We start from the raw sequence: 17,109 nt of genomic DNA, 5'->3' as shown, positions 1-17,109 counted from the left end.
GCGATGTAAAACCCTCGGGCCCAAGCCCGAGTCTCAACTAATGGCTGCTGGTGTCCAGCAACTGCAAGGTATGGCGGGCGATCACGTGGTCTTCATCAGTGGGGATCATCCAGGCAGCGACGCGGCTGCTGGACTGGGACAGAAACGGCCCGTCAACTTCATTGGCCTGCTCGTCGATTCTCATGCCAAGCCAGGCACAACCTTCGATAATCCGTGCGCGCACGCTGGCTGCATGCTCACCAATACCGCCTGTGAACACCAGTGCATCGAGGCCGCCCAGAACCGCAGCGAAGGCTCCGATTTCACGGACGATGGTGTGTACATACAGATCAATTGCTTCTTTGGCCGCTGGGTCCTCGCTGACAGACAGCTCCCGCATGTCGCTGGAGATGCCACCGGAAACGCCGAGTAAACCACATTCGTGATACAGCAAATGCTCAAGCGCCTCAGCGGTCATGCCACGCTCGCGCAACAGGTACAGGAGAATGCCGGGATCAAGGTGTCCGGGGCGTGTGCCCATGAGAATCCCGTCGAGGGTGGTAAAACCCATGCTGGTGGCGCAACTGCGGCCGCCGCGCAAGGCACACAGGCTCGCGCCATTACCGAGATGAGCCACGATGGTCCGCCCGGCCGCTGCCCGGCGATCATAAGCGGGCAGGACACTGGCGATGTACTCGAACGACAAACCGTGAAAACCATAACGACGGATACCCTCCTCGCTCAAGGCACGGGGCAATCCATACAAGGTTTCCATCCGGTCCAGCGAATGATGAAAGGCGGTATCAAAACAGGCTACTTGTTGCAAATGAGGATGTTCACGCGCCAGAAAGCGCACCGGGGCCAGGCACGCTGGCTGATGCAACGGCGCAATAGGAATCAACGCCTCCATTTCCGCCATCACGGCCTCGTCGATCAACGCCGCAACTTGGGTGCGCGTGCCGCCATGAACGATTCGATGACCGGCGGCAGATAGCGTGTCGCCGGTGTGCTGCTCGATCCACTGGATCAGCCGGGCCAAGGTCTCGTCAGTGATCGACTCTTCGGAGTGTGGCCACTGCTCTTCGATATCTTTTTCGCCGCTGGCCTCGCGAAAACACAGCCAATAGTGATCCACGTGTTTTTCCAGGCTGCCGTAGCCCAGGGCAACCGGTTGGCCGTGGCTGTCCAGACTGGCGCGGTAAATCGCGAATTTGATGCTGGACGAACCCGCGTTGACGACCAGCAGCAGGCCGGAGGTGGTCTGATCCAGCGCAACGCTTACCGGTTCAACTAACTGCTCAACCATTCGATCTCCCCGATCGCGAATATCAGCGCGAACCGTCCAATGAGACAGCTTCACGTCGGCCATGGCAGTTAGTTATAGCAGGGTGCTTTTTTTCGACCATTGATTTGGATCAAGGGTCATTCGCGGTATCTCGTGACGCTGAAGGCGACGATTTATAGCCATCAGGCTCGGCGCCTTTAAGGCGGCCACGAATCAGTGCTTCGGGATGTCGCCCAATGAAATCAGTTAACACCCTTACCGAACGGGCGGTGCGTTTCACTTCTTGCATGGACTGGCTCAATTCCTGGCGCTGCGGTGAGTCCTCGGCGAAGGCTTCGTTGGCCGATGCGAGGGTTTTTCGGGTCTGCACGAGGGTGTCGCGCATCTGCGGCAGAACGGAGCCATTCACTTGTTTCAGGGTTAGCTGAAGTTCGGCCAAGCTGCCGTTAAGGTTGTTGGCAATCTGATCGATGGGCAGTTTGTTGATCTTATTGACAATACTTTGTAGTTGCTCCTGAAGCTTGTCCAGGCTCGCCGGCACCGTGGGCACCTCTGCCGGCTTGGCGTTCAGGTCAAAGGTCACCGGCTTCGCACCCGGGACAAAATCCAGCGCGATGTACAGTTGGCCGGTGAGCAAATTGCCGTTTCGCGCTTGGGCCCTGAGCCCTTTTTCGACTAACTGGGCAATGACCGCGAGCGCCCGGGCATCGTCGTCCTTGCCCGGTTCGCGCAGGAGTTTTTCATGGGCCTTGCCCAGCCTATTGGGGTAAATGACCGCACCGACCAAGGTCGGGAAGTCTTTGGTTACAGGGTCATAGTCGAGGTCCACTGACACCACACGGCCCAGGGTGACCCCGTGAAAATCAATCGGTGCATTGACAGTCAAGCCACGCAACGGCTGATCGAAGCGCATGCGAATGTAGCGCGATGGTCCATCGATGGGGGCCATGGCGGTGTCCTGGTCGGCAAACAACGCAAACTGAGTGCCTTCTTCCGCCGCCTGTGAATCAGGGTTGTATTTGGGTTCAACGAACGCGATCCCTCCGGCCAGGATCGCAGACACCGATTGGGTGTTCAGTTTTAGGCCCTCGGCACTCAAGCTGATATCGACGCCGCTGGCGTTCCAAAAGCGTGAATCCCGGGTGACAAATTTATCGTTGGGCGCGGTCACAAAAATCTGCACATCCACGCCTTTACCGTCGGGGGACAGCTGATAAGACACCACCTGACCTACGGTGATTCGCCGGTAGTAAACCGCCGAACCGATGTCCAATGAACCCAGGGAGTCGGTGCGCAAGCTATAACGGGTGCCCTTCTCTGCGTAGGTCACGGGAGGCGGCGTTTCCAAACCGACAAAATCTTTCTGGACGTCGTCCGACGCTCCCGCATCAGCGCCGATAAACGCCCCGGACAACAAGGTATCGATGCCGGAAATACCGTTGGCACCGATCCGCGGGCGTACCACCCAGAAACGAGAACCCTGAGTTGCGAAGGTCTTTGCCGAAGCGTCCAGATCAAGTGTCACGTCAACATGACTGCGGTCTTTACTCAAGGCAATGGCCGTGACTTCGCCGATCACCACGTTCTTGTATTTGACTTGGGTCTTGTTCGCCTGCAGGCCCTCTGCGGTCTGAAAGGTGAGCGTAATCTCGGGGCCGGCCGATATCGCGTTATGGACCAGCATCGATAACCCCACCAGCGCCGCCACGATGGGCACAATCCACACCAGCGATACATTGAAACCTCGATGTTTGATCTCGGCTGCGCCGGGTACCGGGCTGGCCGTGGGCTTCGGGTTTTCAGGCATGGCTTACCTCGGCATCCCAGACGAGTAAGAAGCAAAACGAACCGACTATGGACAGCCTACGCTGGGATCCTGCGCCCATTTGCGCGCCGTCCCGGCGATTATAGTCGCCAACTGCGCGATGACCTGCTGGTGCGCCATGATCACGTCTTGCACTTGCATCCCGGCGGGTTGGCGAAGGGTTGAACTGCAGGTCAAGCTGCGACGCGGTTCGGTATCAAGCCGGCGACTGATGCTCCACACCACGTCGATCAACGCGTACTGACCCGGCACCGAGTCAAAGCGTCGAACGTCGGTTTGCAGTGAAATGACCGGGCGGCCGGGCATTTTGGGCAAGCCCTCAAGGTTTCGCGTACCGAGTCGCAGCTCCATCTGGTTGGCCAAGGCGTCGTGAAACTCATCGGCCAACGGCGCGCTCCAGCGTTCGGTTTCAAGAATCGATAAGGCACCACTGCTGAGTCGCACTACCACTTGGGGCTGATCAACTTGCACCGGTATCAGCACCGGCTGCATTTCGAACTGAAACGCCGGCATGCTGCTGCTCGCTCGCGCATCGTTGGCGGTGGGCACCAGCGTGTAGTAATGCGTGGGCGCCGACACACAAGCGGCCAAACCCAGCGTGGCCAAGAGGGCAAGAAAGCGACTTTTCATGGGGATCATTCCGGATCAATCTCGCGAGAAGACGAAGGTGACGATGTGTAGCCATCGGGTTGGGCGGTTTTCACGCGCCCACGAATCAAGGCTTCAGGGTGCCGGCCGAGGAAGTCGGTCAATACCCGCACCGAGCGAGCGGTGCGTTTCACTTCCTGCATGGCCTGACCCAGCTCCTGACGTTGTGGCGAATCCTCGGAGAAGCTGTCGTTGGCTGACGCCAAGGTTTTTTTGGTTTGCGCCAAGGTGTCGCGCATCTGCGGCAGTACATCGCCATTGACCTGTTTCAAGGTTTTCTGAAGCTCGGTCAAACTGCCGTTGAGGTTGCTGGCAATCTGATCGATGGGCAGTTTGCTGATTTTGTCGACGATCTGTTGTAACTGCTCCTGCAGTTTGTCCAGGCTGCCGGGGATGGTCGGAATGTCCAAGGGTTGCGCGGTTGAGTTAAATGCCACCGGTTTTGCGTTCGGCACAAAATCCAGCGCGATGTACAATTGGCCGGTCAACAAGTTGCCGCTCCGGGCTTGGGCACGCAGCCCTTGTTTAACGAATTCCGCCATCAACTCCTGGGTTCGAAGGTCGTCAGCTTTGTCCGCGCCGGCCTGCTTCAGGAGCGTTTCGTGGGCCTTGCCCAATCTATTGGGGTAAATAACCGCACCGATCATGGTCGGAAAGTCTTTTTTCGTCGCGTCATAGTCAAGATCGACCGACACCACTCTGCCGATGTTCACCCCATGGAATTCGACCGGCGCGTTGACCGACAGCCCGCGCAACGGCTGGTCAAAGCGCATGCGGATGAAGTGCGGATCGCCGTCAGCGGGCGCCATGGCGGTTTGCTGGTCGACGAACAGCGAGAACGTAGCATCCTCCTCCGCCACCACCGGATTCGGGCTGTACTTGGGTTCGACGAAGGCAATACCGCCAGCCAGAATCGAAGAAACCGACTCGGTATCCACCTTCAGGCCGTTAGCATCCAGACTGACATTTACGCCACTGGCATTCCAAAATCGTGTGTCCTTGGTCACGAACTGATCGTTTGGCGAATGAACGAAAATTTGCACATCAACGCCTTTGCCGTCTTCAGACAACTGATAGGCAACCACCTGCCCCACCGCGATGCGGCGGTAGTAAACGTCCGAACCAATATCCAGCGAGCCGAGGGTGTCGGTGTGCAAGGTATAGCGCTTGCCCTTCTCGCCATAGGTCACCGGCGGCGGCGTTTCAAGGCCGACAAAGTCTTTTTTGGTCTGTTCGGATTCGCCGGCATCGGCACCAATAAATGCCCCGGAAAGCAAGGTACCTACCCCAGAAATACCGTTGGCACCGATGCGGGGGCGCACGACCCAGAAGCGCGATCCCTCGGTGGCGAACGACTTGGCGGACGCATCTAGGTCGATGGTCGCATCCACACGATTACGGTCTTCGCTCAAGGCGATGGCGGTGACTTTACCAATCACCACGTTTTTGTATTTGACCTGGGTCTTATTGACCTCAATCCCTTCAGCGGTCTGGAAGCTGACATTGATTTCCGGTCCAGCCGAAAGAATGTTATGCGCCACCATAGACAACCCGACCAACGCCGCCACGATGGGTACGATCCACACCAGTGATACGTTGAAGCTTCGATGCTTGATATTCGGCGCGCCTGGTGAGGGTGGACCCGACGCGGGGTTTAGGGTGGAACGTGGGTGATCAGACATCTTCAACCTCTGTATCCCAGATAAGCCGGGGATCAAAACTAATGGCGGCTAACATGGTCAGGACGACTACCAAACCAAAAAACAAAATACCCATGCGCGGGTCGATGGTGCTCAGCGAGCGAAATTGCACGAGCGCGGCAATCAAGGCCACCACCAGCACGTCCAGCATCGACCAATAACCGACCACCTCTATCAACCGATATAGCCTGGCCCGCTCCCGCCTGGCCCAGTGGCTGCGGCGCTGACAGGTAATCAGCAGCGTGCCCAGTACCAGAAATTTCAAGCACGGTACCGCCACGCTGGCGATGAAAATCAACAATGCGAGGTCCCAGGAACCCTCGCTCCAAAACTCTATGATGCCGCTGAAGATCGTGTTTTCACTGCCGCTGCCAAAGATGTTGGTGTACATCACCGGCATCAGGTTGGCCGGGATATAGCAGATCAGGCTGGCGAGCAAAAATGCCCAGGTGCGGGTCAGGCTGTTCGGTTTGCGTCGATGCACCGCTGAATTGCAACGAGGGCATTGTGCATCGTTCACCGAGCAGGCGTAGCCGCAGGTATGGCACAGGACCAGGTTCATTTCGCTGGCATACGGCGGCTGACTCACGGAATGACACCTTCAAGGTCTTTCCACAGCCGACGGATGCCTTTGCCCGAAATCAGGATGATCAGCACGGTTAGCATGCCCAGTGCCCATAGGCCAACGCCGGGGTGTACATCGAGCATGCCAGCCAATTTGACGATGGACACCAGAATGCCCAGCAAGCAGACCTCGAGCATGCTCCATGGCCGCAGGTGTTCCAGCGTTCGCATGCAGAGCTTAAAACCAGGCGCCGCACGCCTGGCCAAGGCGAAACTGAGCACCCAGCAGAGCAGAATGATTTGCAGAAAAGGCGCAAGAATGATCGTCAGCCCCGCCACGGCTGCCATCGGGCTGATTTGCCCTTGGGCCAGAGCCTGAACCGATTGCCACAAGGTGGCCTGATTGCTCAAGCCTTGCAGGCTGATGGAAATGACGGGGAACGCGTTGGCGAAAATGAAAAGCATTGCGGCGCTGATCGACAGCGCCAACAGTTGTTGAATGCTCAATTGACCGCCGCGCCCAAGAATGGCAGCGCAACGCACACAGCGCGCGGTCTGGCCTCTGGCCAACGCCGTGGACTGATAAACCGAGTCGCAGTGTTCGCAGATAATCCATGCTGGGGACGATGTCATAGGCTCGACTGGTCGTAATGCAAATCCAATCCTTGGAGCCGGGCATTGCCAGCTAGTTCAAGGGGCAAGGTCGCGCAGATGAATAATGTCTGCGGGCGGTGATTATACCGGCCCAGGCATGGCTGCCAACACTAAGCTGTTACGGACACCCCCGGCGGGAGCCAACGTTTTGGCGAACGCTATCACTGCGCTACAGGCACTATCCCGAAGCCACTCACCGAATCACTGACAATTCGAAAATGTTGAGAGCCGCTGCCCTGCAACTGAACCGCCAGCTCGCGGTGCAAACGGCCTTTGCTGCACATTGACGTGTCCTGTTCATCGAGGCCGATGCCCACGATCCGAGCACCCGCGGGCACCTGAAAATGCGCTTCTTCACCGATACCGATTCGGGCGGCGACGGTGCGGTCAATCGAAAAGGCCAGGAAACAACCGCCGCCCAGCATCCCGATGTCACGGTTTACGATGATTTGCCCCCCGCCCTCCACCGGCTGTTGGAACGCGAGCAGGCGATCCTCTGGCACTTGGGTCACGTTGTCCGGATCGGCCGTGAATGATGAACAACCCGCCAGCAACAGAGGAATCGCGAAACAGATCAAGCGCATTGAGACTTCCTTAAACAGATGTCAGCACAGGGTTGCTGCAACTGTAGCTGAAGGACGCTCGCCGACAAGTCTGATCCGCTAAAGCCCACGAACCACCTGCATTAGGTGGGTAATGCTGGAGTCGGTCGACTGCTCATTGCCCGCCATGTTCTGCTCGATACACAGGCCCGAAAAAAACACCATGATCAGCTCGGCAATCGTCGCCGCGTCCATGGTCGGGTTTCGACAACGACGAGGGCGTGCCGACGGCAATGTCAGCCCGCCCCTTGCGGTTAAATGTCTTTCGGATAGTTGAACGGGAACAGCGCCCGTCGCGCTTGCTCGTCCATCTCTTTTTTGAATGCATGGTCTTTGCCGACTGCACGGGCGCGGGCGACGGCCGGGCGAGCATCGATGGCTTGGAACCAGCGCTTGAGGTTAGGGAACGGCGCCAACGGATCTGCCTCGCCTTTGAGTACACGCGGAGCCTTGTCCAGCCAACCCCATGCCGAGATGTCGACGATTGAGTAGGTATCACCGACGATGTAGTCACGTCCCGCCAAACGCTCATCCAACACCTGATAGTGCCGCTCGATTTCACGCCGATAGCGATTGATCGCGTATGAGTTTCCTTCTGGCGCGGCGTATTGGAAATGCACTGCCTGCCCCGAAAAAGGCCCCAAACCTGTACCAATGAAGAACAGCCACGACAGCAGCTCTGGCCGATCAGCGGGCGTGCCCATGAACTGAGCGGTTTTTTCGCCGAGATAAAACAGAATCGCGCTGGAATCGAACACCCGCGTTTCAACGCCGCCCGGTCCATCCGTGTCGACGATGGCGGGCACCTTGCCGTTTGGGTTGATGGCATGAAACTCCGCCGTGTGCTGCTCGCCCTTGCTGGTATCGACCGGCACGAGCTCGTAAGCAAGCCCGGTTTCTTCAAGCATCAGCGCAACTTTCGCCGGATTCGGTGTCGGGTGGAAATAGAAACGGATCATGGCGTCACCTTTGTATTCTAGAACGATTGATTTAGAATAGTGGGTAACGGAAAAGGGGGCAACCGCTTCCTTCCCCGATGGGAGGAAATACCTAATGGCTCGGCCAAGAGAGTTCGACGAAGCAGCGGCATTAGACGCAGCGATTTTGTGCTTTTGGGCGCGTGGCTACGAGGCCACGTCCATTCGTAACCTTACCCAAAGCATGGGGATTACCGGCGCCAGTCTCTATAACGCGTTTGGCGACAAGCGTTCACTCTATGAGCGCGCGCTGGATCATTACATCGAGCGCGGCTCGTTGGACCGGATCAAGCGACTCGAAGCGCACTTGCCACCGCGTCAGGCGATTACTGCGTTCTTCGAAGAAATCATCGAGCGCTCGCTGAGCGATCCGCAACGTAAAGGTTGCTTGCTGGTCAACGCAGCGGTTGAGGTCGCACCGCATGACCCAGGTTTCCAACAAATTGTTGCGGATGTTCTGGTTCAGATTGAAGCGTTCTTTCGCCGTTGCGTCGCCACGGGTCAACGTACCGGCAGCATTTCCATCGCCCAACCTGCGGAGGATCTGGCCCGCCTGCTATTGGGTCTGTTGTTGGGCATTCGCGTGCTGGCCCGCGCCCGGCCTGAGCGAGATTTATTGGAAGGTATGGTGCGCCCAGCCTTTGCGTTACTTGACTGTCATTTCATTGCACAGGAAATCTCCACCCATGATTGAACTCTATTACTGGCCAACCCCCAACGGCCAAAAAATCACGATGTTTCTTGAAGAAGCGGGTGTGGCGTACAACCTTCATCCCGTGGATATTAGCGCTGGCGATCAGTTCAAGCCGGAATTCCTGGCGTTTTCGCCGAACAACAGAATGCCAGCCATAATCGACACCGAACCGGCTGACGGCGGCGAGCCTATTACTGTGTTCGAGTCTGGCGCAATTTTGTTGTACTTGGCCGAGAAGACCGGACAGTTTCTGCCCAGCGACCTGCGCGAACGCAAGACCGTGATGGAGTGGTTGTTCTGGCAAATGGGTGGGCTGGGGCCTATGGCCGGACAAAACCACCACTTCGGAATCTATGCACCGGAAAAGCTTCCGTACGCGATCAATCGCTACGTCAACGAAACCAATCGCTTGTACGGCGTGCTTGATCGTCGATTAGCAGGCCGTGAGTTCATTGGCGGCGATCACTACAGCATTGCGGACATGGCCGCTTACCCGTGGATCGCGCCCTGGAAAAACCAGCAGCAGAACCTGGATGACTTCCCTGACCTGCGTCGTTGGTTCGATGCCATCCACACGAGGCCGGCAACCGTTCGTGCGTATGCCAACGCCGAACCCTTCTCCAGTCGCCCGACAGTGACCGAAGAAGGCAAAAAAATCTTGTTCGGCCAAACCTCAGCCCCACGCCCGTAATTTGCGGATGCCCCGGGAACCGTGGGACCGCATTTATTCGGAATGGATTTTACGTCCAACATCGTCAGCGCCTGACACGACGCCTTCCCGAATAAATTCGGTCCCACGGATTTTGGTGATGCACCTATTTCGGTTCTGCAATGCCATCGCTGAGTTCGTGCGGACCCAAATCACCCCGTGGGAGATTCTATGTTTGAGGGCAACCCCCAGAGCCGTCCCGGCTTCGCAGCTCTCGGCAGTGCCTTCAGTTGCCCGGCGTTTGCTGCGACAACGTGTTGACGGACAACCTCAGGGCATGAATGAATTCGGTCCCTCAGTGACGGAATTCTGTAGGAGCCAACCTGTTGGCGAGGCGGTATGTCAGGCAAACCGCATCAAGCCCCTTCGCCAACAAGTTGGTATCTACAGGCGTGGATACCCGAGAATTTAGCGGGCTTCTGGCATGACCTGGAACGGGGCTTCTTTATCCGTTCGCTCTTTACTGCCCCATGCCGCTACACCGACCTTGATCGCGTAGAACAGGATGGCGAATACCACGAACAGGAACAGCGCTGTCAACGTAGCGTTGGTGTAGGCGTTGAAGATCACGTGCTGCATCTGGTCGATGGTCTTGGCCGGGGCCAGTACCTGACCCGCGTCCAGCGCCGTTTTGTATTTGCTCGCCAAGGCGAGGAAACCCAGTGCAGGGCTTGGGTCGAACAGCTTGATGTAGCCGGCTGTGGTGGTGCAAATCAGCAACCAAACCGCTGGCAACAAAGGCACCCAAATGTAGCGCTGGCGCTTCATTTTGATCAGGACCACGGTGGCGAGCATCAGCGCGATGCCGGCGAGCATCTGGTTCGAGATGCCGAACAGCGGCCACAAGGTGTTGATCCCACCCAATGGATCGATCACGCCTTGGTACAGCAAATAACCCCACATCGCGACGCAACCGCCGGTGGCGATCAAGTTGGCCGTCCACGATTCCGTCCGCTTGAGCGCCGGAACAAAAGTGCCGAGCAAATCCTGAAGCATGAAGCGACCCGCACGGGTGCCTGCATCCACCGCCGTCAAAATAAACAAGGCTTCAAACAGAATCGCGAAGTGGTACCAGAACGCCATGGTGTCCTTACCAGGCAGCACCTGGTGCAGGATCTGCGCGATGCCAACGGCTAACGTGGGTGCGCCGCCTGCTCGGGCCAGCACCGTGGTTTCGCCAATGTCTTTCGCCACAGCCATCAGCGCGTCCGGGGTAATGGCAAAACCCCAACTGCTGACGGTTTGTGCCACGGTTACCACGTCACCGCCGACAATCGCTGCCGGGCTGTTCATGGCGAAGTACACGCCCGGATCAATCACGGAAGCCGCAACCATGGCCATGATGGCCACGAACGATTCCATAAGCATGGCGCCGTAGCCGATGTAACGAGAGTTGGCTTCGCTGTCCAGCAGCTTGGGCGTGGTACCCGACGCGATCAACGCATGGAAGCCAGACACCGCACCACAGGCGATGGTGATAAACAGGAACGGGAACAAGCCCCCCTTCCACACCGGACCAGTGCCGTCAGTGAACTGCGTCAACGCCGGCATTTTCAGTTCAGGAGCCAGAACCAGAATACCAATGGCCAACGCGAGGATGGTGCCGATTTTCAAGAATGTAGACAGGTAGTCCCGAGGCGCCAGCAGCAGCCAAACCGGCAATACTGCGGCAACGAAGCCGTAACCGACCAACATCCAGGTGATTTGGATGCCTGTGAAGGTGAACGCCTTGGCCCACACCGGATCGGCAGCAACGTGGCCGCCCGCCCAGATCGACGCCAGCAGCAGAACCACGCCGATCACCGAAATCTCACCAATTCGCCCGGGACGGATGTAGCGCATGTACACGCCCATGAACATGGCCAGGGGAATGGTTGCCATGACCGTGAACATGCCCCACGGACTGTCAGCCAAAGCTTTGACCACGATCAGCGCCAGCACCGCGAGGATGATGATCATGATCAGGAAGCAACCGAACAGTGCGATGGAACCTGGGACTTTGCCCATTTCCTCACGGACCATCTCGCCCAGTGAGCGACCATTACGCCGGGTCGACATGAACAACACCAGGAAATCCTGCACCGCACCGGCGAATACCACGCCGGCAATCAGCCACAGGGTGCCAGGCAAGTAACCCATCTGCGCGGCCAATACCGGGCCGACCAAGGGGCCAGCGCCAGCGATGGCGGCAAAGTGGTGACCGAACAGGATGTGCTTGTTGGTCGGCACGTAGTCCAGACCATCGTTATTGAGGACTGCGGGGGTCGCGCGGTTGGGGTCCAGCTGCATCACTTTAGTGGCGATGAACTTGCTGTAATAGCGATAGGCAACCAGATAGATTGCGACTGCGGCAACCACGATCCAGAGGGCATTGACGGCTTCACCGCGACGCAGCGCGACGACACCCAGTGCGAATGCCCCCAAGCAGGCAACGGCGAACCAAGCAAGATGTTTGGTCAGTCGGGTCATTGTGGGTCTCCTGCCGAGGACCGTAACCCTGCGGCGATAATTGTTATTGTGTGCCCTGTGAAATGAGCCACGCTACTATCCGCGCACCGCGCCCGCATAGACATCCGCAGTACTACCGGGGCGCCTGCGTAGTACTACGCAGGTAAATGCCGCCTGATGCGATTACCCTGTGCCACTTAACGGCCTTCCATCCGGATTTCATCTGCCATGCAGCTCAAACATAAAATCGTCGCGCTTGGGATTTTGCCGCTGATACTCGCGGTGGCGATCATCAGCGCGCTGGTGATTTCCCAGAACCAGCGGCTGGGCGAACAGCAGGCGCAATTGATCGAGGACAGCATTCTCGCCAGCAAACGCGCGGAGCTTAAGAACTACGTGGAAATGGCCATGAGCTCGCTGGCGCCGCTGTATAAAAGTGGCCGCGACGACGAACACACCAAGCAACAAGTGCTCAACGAGTTGGCGAAGCTGAGTTTCGGGATCAACGGCTATTTCTTCGTATACGACCACAACGGCCGCAGTCTGATGCACCCTCGGCAAGCCGACCTGGTAGGCCGCGACCTATGGAACATGACCGATCCCCATGGGTTGCTGGTGATTCAGGCACTACTGAAAAGTGCACAAAGCGGTGACGGGTTTCAGCCTTATGCCTGGGAAAAACCTTCTACCGGCCAAGTCACCGACAAGCTCGCCTACGTGGTCATGCTCGACCGCTGGGGCTGGATGCTCGGCACCGGAATTTACTTGGAAGACGTCGAGCACGCCACCCATCAAGCACGGGAAGAAGTGGCTCGCGGCATCCACACCACCATGCTGGCCATCGGTATCGTGGCGCTGATCGCGGTGCTGCTGGTGTTTGCCTGCGGCCTGACTTTGAACGCCAGCGAACATCGCCTGGCGGACAAAAAGCTCCAGGGCCTGACCCAACGGATCGTCAGTCTGCAGGAAGAAGAACGCTCCAGACTTTCCCGAGAGTTGCACGACGGCATCAGTCAGGTGCTGGTGTCGATCAAATTTCAATTCGAATTGGCAGGCCTTGAATTGGAAGCGCAAAGCGGTAAAGGCCCGGATATCTTGCGCCAAGGCATCGACCGGCTGGCCGACGCGATTGGTGAGGTCCGAAGTATTTCCCATGACCTGCGCCCTTCCCTCTTGGACACCCTGGGGCTTGCCGCCGCCATTGCGCAGCTGGTCACCGAGTTCGAGGCCCGCAGCGGTCTGACAGTGCACTACCAAAACAACCTCGGCGACTTCCAATTGGTGGAGGGCGCGCCCGTGGCCATGTTCCGAATTCTTCAGGAAGCCCTGACCAACATCGAACGCCATGCTCAGGCCAAAAACGTTTACATCGACCTTGAAGGTGACTCGGTCCACGTGAAGTTGTCGGTCTGCGACGACGGCGTTGGCTTCAAGATCAACCGGCTGGAGTCGATACAGGGAGGTATCGGTTTGAGTAACATTCGCGAACGGGTTGACCATTTCGACGGCCAATTCAGCCTGACGTCTGTGCCTGGCAGAAGCGAACTGAGCGTAACCCTGCCCACCCGACCCCGTTCATTCCTTAACCCAACCCGAGTCTATTCATGACCCCTGCACGCCCGATTCGCATTGCCCTGGTGGACGATCACGCGTTAGTACGTGACGGCGTACGCGCGTTGCTGGCCGTCAGGCCTTCGTTTGACGTGGTGGGCGAAGCGGAAGATGGGCCCGAAGCCATTAATCTCTGCAGCCAGGTGTCGCCGGATATTTTGCTGATCGATATCGGTTTGAAGGACATGAATGGACTGGAACTGACCAGGCTGCTGCGCGCGCAGTACCCGGCCATCAAAATCCTGATCTTGAGCATGTACGACAATCAGGAATACATCGCCACCTCGATCCGAGCCGGCGCCAGCGGTTATGTGCTGAAAAACGCACCGTCCCGGGAAATCGTCGCGGCCATTGAAGCGATTGCCGCCGGTGGAACGTTTTACAGCGCCGAAGTCGCACTAAAGCTGGCGAGTAAAAAGTCAGACGAAACGGAACTTACACCGAGGGAAAGTCAGGTGTTAGTCGGATTGGCGCAGGGTTTGGACAACAAGACCATCGCCCGGGAACTGGCGATCAGCGTACGCACCGTCGAAACCCACCGCCTGAGTATCCGACGCAAACTAAACGTCGATAAGCCAGCAGGATTGGTCAAATACGCCATGGAGCATGGGCTGCTTTCTCGTTAAAGCAGGCGTTGACCAGCCAAAGACCTCGTTGTGAACATCGCGTCGCGGCCTTCCCGAATAAATTCGGTCCCACCGGTTTCTTTGGCGATTTACAAAAAACCTGTAGGAGATCGCGGCCGATATCACCGCACACCCGCTACCGGTGCAACCGCCACGCTGGCAAGTTCACCGGTATTCCAACCGCCGCCCAGGGCTTTGATCAGGGCCACGTTGGCACTCAGTTGTCGGGTCTGTAAATCCAACACGCTACGCTGGGCGTCAAGTGCAACGGTTTGCGCTTCGACGACATCCAGATAACCCACCGCGCCCTGGCGATACCGCGCTAGCGCCAAGTCTTCTGAATACTGCGCGGCATCTGCGGCATCGTGTTGATCTTTCAGCGCTTCGCCTAGCCCGGAGATAAGCGTCAGGTTGTCTTCCACCTGCTGAAACGCTCCCAAGACCACGCTGCGATAGCGGGCGCCGGCTTCATCGGTTTGCGCCTTGGCAATGTCAACCCCGGCTTGCCGTGCACCGGCGTCGAATAACGTCGTGACCAATGAAGGTCCGATTGCCCAAAACAAGTTGGGTGCAGCAAGCAGGCCGGCGTATTCGTCGCTTTGATAACCGGCCTGCGCGCTAAGGGTGATGGTCGGGAAGAACGCTGCACGGGCTACGCCGATTTTCGCGTTGGCTTCGGCGATCCGCCGTTCCGAAGCTGCGATGTCAGGCCGGCGTTGCAACAGCGCCGATGGCACTCCGGTTGGCACCACCGGCAAGGCAATGGCTTGGGTGTTAGCGTTGACGCGAAACTCAGAGGCAGAAGCACCCACCAACGACGCGATGGCATGCTCCATCAGCGCCCGCTGGGCAAGGTTTTGCTTAAGTTGCGACTTGGCCGACGACAACTGCGTCTTCGCCCGAGAGACGTCCAGCCCGGAAACAATACCGCCGCCGTGCAGGCCTTCGGTCAAGTTCACCGCTTTGGCATACGCCTCAGTGCTCTCGTTCAGCAATTGCGTCTGCTGGTCCAGACCGCGCAGGCGAATGTAGCTGTCGGCCAACTGGGTTTGCAGGCTCAGGCGCGCATTGGCCAGATCGGCTTTGCTCGCTTGCGCCTCATCGGTGCCGGCGGCAACGGAGTCACGCACTCGGCCCCACAGATCGACCTCGTAATCGACCTCGGCACCCACGGTAAACGAGTTGTACTCCGGCCCCGCCGTTGCCGACCGCAGCGGACGGGTGTCAGATTGCCGATCACGCTGACCGTTGGCGTTGCCTTTGATGCTGGGGAACAACCCCGATTGCACCTGCGTCACAAACGCTTGAGCCTGGGCGTAGTGCGCCAGGGCGGCCGCAAGGTCTGGGTTATTGGTTAGCAGACGCTGCTGCAAATCGTTGAGCTGTGGGTCGTTATAGATACGCCACCAGCCATCGCGGCTTAACTGATCGCAAGGTTGCGCGGCGCGCCAAGGACCGTCGGTACGGTATTGCGCAGCCATCGGGATCGCAGGCACCTGGTACTCCGGCGCCAGATGACACGCGCCCAAGCCCAAGAATGTCATCAGCAATGCGCTTAATTTAAACGCCGGGTGCGGATTAACCATGAGCTTTGGCCACCGCTTCGTTGGGCTTGTTGGTGTCGTTGGGTTTGGCGATTTGTACCGTGTCGCCATCAAGCAGACCATCGGGTGGCGTGTTGATGACCTTATCGGTGGGCAACAGGCCCGAGCCAATTTCCACTGCATCGCCGAAGTCACGGGCAATGGTCACGGTCTTGAACAGCACATGGTTGTCCTCGCCAAGGGTCGCCACGCGCAAACCATGGTCGTCGAACACCAGCGCGCTGGACGGCAAACGCAAGGCATTGGCCTGCACCGGAAGCTTGAATTGGACGTTAGTAAAGGCGCCGGGCATCAAGCGACGACCCGGATTTTCCACCAACAATTGCACCAAGGTGGTTCCCGACGCGGCATTAACCGCATCGGCCGAGGCAATCACTTTCGCGGTGAACTGCTCTTGCTGATATTCCGGCACCGTTAAGCTGGCGATGGCTCCTGCTCGGACCAGTGGTGAAAAGCTCTGAGGCACTTGCACGTAAACCCGTAGGCGACTGACGTCCGATACTGCAAACAACTCTTGCGCGGTGCCGCCACCCGCGTTGATCAATTGACCAACGTCGGTGTTACGCGCAGTGACCACGCCATCAAACGGCGCGACCAGACGCTGGAAGCCTTTGGTAGCCACCAGCCGCTCAACGTTGGCTTTCGCCGCCGCCACATCGGCCTGTTTGGCCGCTTGATCACTGACGCGCTCATCGACTTCCTGACGCGACACTGAATCAGAGGCCAGCATCGCCTGCCAACGTTTAGCCGTGGTGCCCGCCAAGGACGAATTGGCCTGCGCCGTAGTCAATACCGCACGGGCCTGAACCAGTTGCTGATCCAGCTCCGGCGTGTCGATTTCAGCCAATAACTGCCCGGCTTTGACCGGGGCACCAATGTCCACTTTCCACGATTTCAGATAACCCCCTACCCGCGCCGAAATCGACGCCCGGGAGTAGGCTTCCAACCGGCCTGGCAAGTTCAGCACCGGTCCTTGTGGCGAAGGATTAGGCGTGATCAGCACCACGCTGGGCGTCGCTTGAGTATCGGTCCAGACTTTCAGGTCTTTGGATTCGCTGGCCCGGATCGAAATACCGGCCACGACCACGATGACCACGACAATCAGCGCAATCACGATGCGTACCTGGCCGCCGCGCCGACGAGGGGGTGATGTGTTGTTTGAGGAAGAAGTATCAGTTGACAT

The 17,109-nt window shown here is 58.0% G+C and carries 16 protein-coding genes; 4 read left to right on the top strand and 12 right to left on the bottom strand.

The window, feature by feature from the left end; genetic code table 11:
* Positions 1-37 precede the first annotated feature (37 nt).
* The 9 genes from RHM59_RS03060 to RHM59_RS03020 all read right to left on the bottom strand — a co-directional run bounded on the left by RHM59_RS03060 (position 38) and on the right by RHM59_RS03020 (position 8,216).
* Complete coding sequence (locus RHM59_RS03060; RefSeq protein ID WP_322285928.1) at positions 38-1,285, bottom strand: acetate/propionate family kinase; 1,248 nt, start codon at positions 1,283-1,285, stop codon at positions 38-40.
* A gap of 109 nt (positions 1,286-1,394) precedes the next feature.
* Positions 1,395-3,071, bottom strand: coding sequence for an intermembrane transport protein PqiB (locus RHM59_RS03055; RefSeq protein ID WP_322285927.1), 1,677 nt, complete (start codon positions 3,069-3,071; stop codon positions 1,395-1,397).
* Positions 3,072-3,116: 45 nt separating this feature from the next.
* Positions 3,117-3,719 (bottom strand): PqiC family protein, encoded by a 603-nt coding sequence (locus RHM59_RS03050; RefSeq protein ID WP_322285926.1) that lies wholly within the window; start codon positions 3,717-3,719, stop codon positions 3,117-3,119.
* Positions 3,720-3,724: 5 nt separating this feature from the next.
* A complete protein-coding gene (locus tag RHM59_RS03045; RefSeq protein WP_322164696.1) occupies positions 3,725-5,419 on the bottom strand; it encodes an intermembrane transport protein PqiB in 1,695 nt (564 codons plus the stop codon).
* Positions 5,412-5,999 carry a paraquat-inducible protein A gene (locus RHM59_RS03040; RefSeq protein ID WP_416195070.1) on the bottom strand — a complete coding sequence of 196 codons (588 nt, stop codon included), beginning with the start codon at positions 5,997-5,999 and terminating at the stop codon, positions 5,412-5,414. The genes RHM59_RS03045 and RHM59_RS03040 overlap by 8 nt, the downstream gene beginning before the upstream one ends.
* A 23-nt stretch (positions 6,000-6,022) precedes the next feature.
* On the bottom strand, positions 6,023-6,634 hold the full coding sequence (locus tag RHM59_RS03035) for a paraquat-inducible protein A (RefSeq protein WP_322164698.1): 612 nt from the start codon (positions 6,632-6,634) through the stop codon (positions 6,023-6,025).
* Positions 6,635-6,816: 182 nt separating this feature from the next.
* On the bottom strand, positions 6,817-7,239 hold the full coding sequence (locus tag RHM59_RS03030; protein ID WP_322285924.1) for a 3-isopropylmalate dehydratase: 423 nt from the start codon (positions 7,237-7,239) through the stop codon (positions 6,817-6,819).
* A gap of 78 nt (positions 7,240-7,317) precedes the next feature.
* A complete protein-coding gene (locus RHM59_RS03025) occupies positions 7,318-7,452 on the bottom strand; it encodes a hypothetical protein (RefSeq protein WP_322285923.1) in 135 nt (44 codons plus the stop codon).
* A gap of 59 nt (positions 7,453-7,511) precedes the next feature.
* Positions 7,512-8,216: a glutathione S-transferase family protein gene (locus RHM59_RS03020; protein WP_322164700.1), complete on the bottom strand. Its 705-nt coding sequence runs from the start codon at positions 8,214-8,216 to the stop codon at positions 7,512-7,514.
* 94 nt (positions 8,217-8,310) lie between these two features.
* On the opposite strand from RHM59_RS03020, the gene RHM59_RS03015 reads away from it, so the two are divergent.
* Together RHM59_RS03015 and RHM59_RS03010 are read left to right on the top strand one after the other, a co-directional pair.
* Positions 8,311-8,928 carry a TetR/AcrR family transcriptional regulator gene (locus RHM59_RS03015; RefSeq protein WP_322285922.1) on the top strand — a complete coding sequence of 206 codons (618 nt, stop codon included), beginning with the start codon at positions 8,311-8,313 and terminating at the stop codon, positions 8,926-8,928.
* Positions 8,921-9,619: a glutathione S-transferase N-terminal domain-containing protein gene (locus RHM59_RS03010; RefSeq protein WP_322285921.1), complete on the top strand. Its 699-nt coding sequence runs from the start codon at positions 8,921-8,923 to the stop codon at positions 9,617-9,619. The genes RHM59_RS03015 and RHM59_RS03010 overlap by 8 nt, the downstream gene beginning before the upstream one ends.
* A 426-nt stretch (positions 9,620-10,045) precedes the next feature.
* On the opposite strand, the gene RHM59_RS03005 is transcribed toward RHM59_RS03010, so the two are convergent.
* Positions 10,046-12,106, bottom strand: coding sequence for a carbon starvation CstA family protein (locus RHM59_RS03005; protein WP_322285920.1), 2,061 nt, complete (start codon positions 12,104-12,106; stop codon positions 10,046-10,048).
* Between the two features lie 207 nt (positions 12,107-12,313).
* Here RHM59_RS03005 and RHM59_RS03000 point away from each other — a divergent pair, with 207 nt between their 5' ends.
* Complete coding sequence (locus RHM59_RS03000; RefSeq protein ID WP_322164706.1) at positions 12,314-13,693, top strand: cache domain-containing protein; 1,380 nt, start codon at positions 12,314-12,316, stop codon at positions 13,691-13,693.
* Positions 13,690-14,322 (top strand): response regulator transcription factor, encoded by a 633-nt coding sequence (locus RHM59_RS02995; RefSeq protein ID WP_322285919.1) that lies wholly within the window; start codon positions 13,690-13,692, stop codon positions 14,320-14,322. The genes RHM59_RS03000 and RHM59_RS02995 overlap by 4 nt, the downstream gene beginning before the upstream one ends.
* Positions 14,323-14,444: 122 nt before the next feature.
* Here RHM59_RS02995 and RHM59_RS02990 read toward each other — a convergent pair whose 3' ends face one another.
* Both RHM59_RS02990 and RHM59_RS02985 read right to left on the bottom strand, forming a co-directional pair.
* Positions 14,445-15,908 carry an efflux transporter outer membrane subunit gene (locus RHM59_RS02990; RefSeq protein ID WP_322285918.1) on the bottom strand — a complete coding sequence of 488 codons (1,464 nt, stop codon included), beginning with the start codon at positions 15,906-15,908 and terminating at the stop codon, positions 14,445-14,447.
* Positions 15,901-17,109, bottom strand: coding sequence for an efflux RND transporter periplasmic adaptor subunit (locus RHM59_RS02985; RefSeq protein WP_322285917.1), 1,209 nt, complete (start codon positions 17,107-17,109; stop codon positions 15,901-15,903). The genes RHM59_RS02990 and RHM59_RS02985 overlap by 8 nt, the downstream gene beginning before the upstream one ends.

The organism is Pseudomonas sp. MH10, from assembly GCF_034353045.1.
Lineage (GTDB): Bacteria > Pseudomonadota > Gammaproteobacteria > Pseudomonadales > Pseudomonadaceae > Aquipseudomonas.
Note: the sequence above shows the minus strand (reverse complement) of the source record. Positions and strands in the feature narration are given on the sequence as shown.

Bases quoted from the DNA above. Each gene is read 5' to 3' on its own strand.
- RHM59_RS03060 (WP_322285928.1), bottom strand. From the start codon at position 1,285: ATGGTTGAGCAGTTAGTTGAACCGGTAAGCGTTGCGCTGGATCAGACC.
- RHM59_RS03055 (WP_322285927.1), bottom strand. From the start codon at position 3,071: ATGCCTGAAAACCCGAAGCCCACGGCCAGCCCGGTACCCGGCGCAGCC.
- RHM59_RS03050 (WP_322285926.1), bottom strand. From the start codon at position 3,719: ATGAAAAGTCGCTTTCTTGCCCTCTTGGCCACGCTGGGTTTGGCCGCT.
- RHM59_RS03045 (WP_322164696.1), bottom strand. From the start codon at position 5,419: ATGTCTGATCACCCACGTTCCACCCTAAACCCCGCGTCGGGTCCACCC.
- RHM59_RS03040 (WP_416195070.1), bottom strand. From the start codon at position 5,999: ATGAACCTGGTCCTGTGCCATACCTGCGGCTACGCCTGCTCGGTGAAC.
- RHM59_RS03035 (WP_322164698.1), bottom strand. From the start codon at position 6,634: ATGACATCGTCCCCAGCATGGATTATCTGCGAACACTGCGACTCGGTT.
- RHM59_RS03030 (WP_322285924.1), bottom strand. From the start codon at position 7,239: ATGCGCTTGATCTGTTTCGCGATTCCTCTGTTGCTGGCGGGTTGTTCA.
- RHM59_RS03025 (WP_322285923.1), bottom strand. From the start codon at position 7,452: ATGGACGCGGCGACGATTGCCGAGCTGATCATGGTGTTTTTTTCGGGC.
- RHM59_RS03020 (WP_322164700.1), bottom strand. From the start codon at position 8,216: ATGATCCGTTTCTATTTCCACCCGACACCGAATCCGGCGAAAGTTGCG.
- RHM59_RS03015 (WP_322285922.1), top strand. From the start codon at position 8,311: ATGGCTCGGCCAAGAGAGTTCGACGAAGCAGCGGCATTAGACGCAGCG.
- RHM59_RS03010 (WP_322285921.1), top strand. From the start codon at position 8,921: ATGATTGAACTCTATTACTGGCCAACCCCCAACGGCCAAAAAATCACG.
- RHM59_RS03005 (WP_322285920.1), bottom strand. From the start codon at position 12,106: ATGACCCGACTGACCAAACATCTTGCTTGGTTCGCCGTTGCCTGCTTG.
- RHM59_RS03000 (WP_322164706.1), top strand. From the start codon at position 12,314: ATGCAGCTCAAACATAAAATCGTCGCGCTTGGGATTTTGCCGCTGATA.
- RHM59_RS02995 (WP_322285919.1), top strand. From the start codon at position 13,690: ATGACCCCTGCACGCCCGATTCGCATTGCCCTGGTGGACGATCACGCG.
- RHM59_RS02990 (WP_322285918.1), bottom strand. From the start codon at position 15,908: ATGGTTAATCCGCACCCGGCGTTTAAATTAAGCGCATTGCTGATGACA.
- RHM59_RS02985 (WP_322285917.1), bottom strand. From the start codon at position 17,109: ATGTCAACTGATACTTCTTCCTCAAACAACACATCACCCCCTCGTCGG.